Raw genomic sequence first — 4,140 nt, forward strand, 5'->3', positions numbered from 1 at the left:
AGGAGTGCGTTCCTTATATTCAACCAAAGGGTTGAAGTCCCCACCAGGCGGTTATTTCGGGTATCTCAACCCTATTTAATGCCTGAACGTCTCGCACCCCTGATATTAAATCATAGCAGGTTTTAACCGTTCCCGGCTAAAAATCAGCAAAGTTAGCGAGCGCAAATTGTAGTCGGCTTTGGGTTTCCGCCACCGTCAAGGTCCCCAATTCTCCTAGTGCGCGGGTACGGATACTGAGACTATTAGACTCCACTTCCTTAGCCCCCACCACAGCCATAACTGGGACTTTAGCCTTTTCTGCATTACGAATCATTTTACCCAAGCGATCGTGACTGTGATCAGCTTCCGCACGAATATCAAGCGATCGCCATTTTTCAGCCACAGACTCCACAAAAGGAAAAAACTCGTCACTAACAGGTAACAACCGCACCATTACCGGAGCCAACCATAGGGGAAAATCCCCCGTATACTCCTCAATCAAAATCCCGATCAACCGTTCCAGGGACCCAAAGGGGGCGCGGTGAATCATCACCGGGCGCTGGCGGGTTCCATCTTCGGCCACATATTCGAGATCAAACCTTTCTGGTAAATTATAATCCACCTGAACCGTTCCTAACTGCCATTCTCGTTCCAAAGCATCCTGAACAATAAAATCCAACTTAGGACCATAAAAGGCAGCCTCACCAATACCCTCAAAATAATTCATTCCCAGAGTTTCCACCGCGCGGCGGATCGCATTTTCTGCCTTTTCCCAGGCTTGGTCTGAACCGATATATTTATCAGAATTAGGGTCACGGAAACTCAAACGGGCTTTAAAGGACTGATCCAACTTGAGTTTTTTGAGGACAGACTGAATCAGATCAACCACCTTGAGAAACTCATCATCCAACTGTTCCGGGGTAACAAACAGGTGAGCATCATCTTGGGTAAAGCCGCGCACACGGGTTAATCCTCCCAATTCCCCCGACTGTTCGTAGCGGTAAACCGTCCCAAATTCAGCCAAACGGATGGGCAATTCCCTATAGGAGCGTAGACTAGATTTATAAATTTGTACATGGAAGGGGCAGTTCATAGCCTTGAGGACAAACCCCTCGTCCTCTGATTCTCCCATCATGGGAAAGAGGTCTTCGCGGTATTTTTGCCAGTGACCAGAGGTTTTAAACAAATTGACCCGCCCCAAATGGGGGGTAACCACTGGTTGATATCCCCGCCGCACCTGTTCTCGTTTAAGGAAGTCCTCAAGGGTTGTCCTCAGAATTGTACCTTTAGGAGTCCACAGAGGTAGCCCCGGACCCACTTGATCGGAAAATATAAATAGTCCTAATTCTTTCCCTAAACGGCGGTGGTCTCGTCTGAGAGCTTCTTCTTTCCGGCGTTTATATTCTGCGAGTTGTTCTGGGGTTTCCCAGGCTGTACCGTAAATGCGTTGGAGTTGAGCTTTGGTTTCGTCTCCCCGCCAATAGGCTCCCGCCACGCTTTCTAATTCGATCGCTTTTGGGTTAATATCTCCGGTAGTTTCAACGTGAGGTCCGGCGCATAAATCCCACCATTGATCGCCCAGATGGTAAATGGTAATTGGTTCCGTTAGGTCAGCCAGGATTTCTAGCTTGTAGGGTTCTCCTAGGGTTTCAATGCGCCGTTGGGCTTCTTCCCGGCTAACTTCCTCCCGGATAACGGGTAGTTTCCGCTTGAGGATTTTTACCATCTCTTTTTTGATGGCTTTTAGGTCTTGTTCCGTAAAAGGTTCCGGGCTATCAAAGTCATAGTAGAAGCCGTTTTCAATCCATGGTCCTATAGTTACTTGAGCCTTGGGAAACAACTTATGGACTGCCATAGCCATTACATGAGAAGTGGTGTGGCGAATCCTTTTTAGTTGATCAGATTGGCTGGTTTTGGGAAGATGGATTTTTTGGGGCTGTTCTGAAGTTGCCTGTGAATTTTCGATAGCCATCGAGCATCAATTTGTGAATTGGTTGTTTGTACCGGCTTAGGTTGCTGGTCAGCTTGACCCAGACTCCAAGCCTTTCGGGGAAGGAGACGATCGCCATCGGACCAGGCTCTAGCCTTCCCATCGGATGAGCCTATTGTAGCTAAACTAGGGTAGATATGCTCAAATTTATCTTGACAGTTTGTGGGACCATATCCTAAAACTTTTGTTAAGAAAATTGTTAAGAATTGTAAAGAGTGTTAATATATTGACTAAGTGCGAGACGTTCAGGCATGAAATAGGGTTGCAATACCCGAAACAACCGCCTGGTGAGGATTTCAACCCCTTGGTTGAATATAAGGAACGCACTCCTGAGCATCCTCATAACTGTTTATATGTCCCAACGATTAGTATCCTACGATACAAAATCAAGGCAGGGAACCAAAGGTCAATACACTCTGTAACATTTCGTAACAATTCTTAACATAACGGAAACGTGACGAAACAGAGATGAGGGTAACGGCGATAGCCACCCCCAGTTTCAGGACCCACAACCCTAGAATTGAAGCGGGGAACGGAAGGCTCCGAGGTGTAACCCAACACCAGAATCGAGACCACTGCCAACCATCCATGATTAGGGAAACCGAATGTCCGGCTTGAACCATCGTCAATATAAAGTAGCGAAATAGGTTGATACGCTACGCTCAAAAGAGTAAGGGGAAAAGTAGGAGGATATTTTAACTACCTACACAGACCTTTAAAGTACCCCGGTGGAAAGGACAAATCTAAAGATGGAATGCCCATATAAACGGAACGTTTTAACCCCTCTTAGGCTCTGATTATCTGGTCGAAGTAGTCAGTAGTGACAAGTGTAAGCGCAAGGTGCGAAACGTTTGGGAGACCAAATAGGGCTGCAATGCCTGAAATCACTTCCCAGTGGGACTTATACCCCTTGGTAGAATATAAGGAATGTCTCATTCTAGCTATAGCAATATAGATAGGATTGCTGACCATCCCATAACTATCTATGTGTCCCAACGCTTGGTCTCAACAACCAAGCAAGGCAGGGAAACTCAAGGTCAAGACAGAACGCTAGAACGATGGAGTCGTGACCCATCTAGTAAAGCAGGAAGTTGAGAGTAACGGCGATAGCCACCCCCAGTTTTAGGATTCACAACCCGTCAGATTGAAGCGGGGAACGGAAGGCGTAATAGAGGAACCTACCTCTCACTCGACCACTGCCAACCATCCATGATTAGGGAAACCGAATGTCCGGCTGGAACCATCGTAATACACTAGCAGCGAAATAGGTTGACACGCTGCGCCCAAAAGGGCAAGGGGAAAAGTAGGGGGCTCATGCAACTACCTAAAAACAACGAAAGTTGTGCACAGACCTTTAAAGTACCCCGGTTCTGAGGACGAATCTAAAGATGGAATGCCCGCATAGATGGAACGTTGTAACCCCTCATTAGCTCTCAGTGGCGGGATGTACCCGTGGAGTAGTGAAAGTGTAAGCGTATGCTTTTGAGGGTGAAGGATGCGACCAGAAGCCCAAGCCCAATTGTCATGGTGGGGATATGCCCACAGGTCGCGGTGTGGATATAGATACTGCGATTAGTAGGAGTATTATGACGAGAGCGAGTTTAAAGACTACGTGGTTGTATACAGCTCTGAAAGTTGAAGTTACAAAGCAGGGGGTCGTAACCCTGTTCCCATGACACGGGGTGTCCACATCAGGAGCCGTGTGATGTGAAAGTATCAAGCACGGTTTTGTATGGGAGTTCGGGAAGGTGACTTCTCGTTCGACCCTACCCCCTTGAGGGGGTGAGATGTGACCAAAAGCCAACGCCCGGCTGTAATGGACGGGATATGCTAACGGGTCACGGTTTGATTGCAAGGATAGAGTTTAGTAGGAGTCAAGATGACGAAATCGAGAGATGGTAAAGGATTCGGAAAACCGAAACCTACTAAGACGTGCGTTTGTATGGAAAAGTATCAACTGGGCTAAGGTTCAGCGGTACGTTTTTAAGCTCCAAAAGAGGATATACCAAGCAGCTAAATCGGGACAGGACGCAAAGGCTAGAAGGTTGCAACGTCTATTGGTGAAATCATATTATGCGTGCGAGACGTTTAGGGGTGAAATAGGGATGCAATGCCCGAAATAGCCTCCTAGTGGGACTTCCACCCCTTGGTGGAATATAAGGGACTCGTAT

At 47.3% G+C, this 4,140-nt stretch carries 2 protein-coding genes; one reads left to right on the forward strand and one right to left on the reverse strand.

Annotated features, from left to right (window positions below; genetic code table 11):
* Positions 1 to 136: 136 nt before the first annotated feature.
* A complete protein-coding gene (gene thrS / locus ACTIE0_RS23110; protein WP_006625971.1) occupies positions 137 to 1,951 on the reverse strand; it encodes a threonine--tRNA ligase in 1,815 nt (604 codons plus the stop codon).
* Between the two features lie 1,913 nt (positions 1,952 to 3,864).
* Here thrS and ACTIE0_RS23115 point away from each other — a divergent pair.
* Entirely contained in the window at positions 3,865 to 4,092 is a 228-nt protein-coding gene (locus ACTIE0_RS23115) for a reverse transcriptase N-terminal domain-containing protein (protein WP_062945956.1), read from the forward strand.
* The last annotated feature ends 48 nt before the right edge of the window (positions 4,093 to 4,140 follow it).

Source organism: Limnospira sp., from assembly GCF_051859755.1.
Lineage (GTDB): Bacteria > Cyanobacteriota > Cyanobacteriia > Cyanobacteriales > Microcoleaceae > Limnospira > Limnospira fusiformis.

Excerpts from the sequence above, each read along its gene's own strand:
- thrS (WP_006625971.1), bottom strand. The coding sequence starts at position 1,951 with ATGGCTATCGAAAATTCACAGGCAACTTCAGAACAGCCCCAAAAAATC.
- ACTIE0_RS23115 (WP_062945956.1), top strand. The coding sequence starts at position 3,865 with ATGGTAAAGGATTCGGAAAACCGAAACCTACTAAGACGTGCGTTTGTA.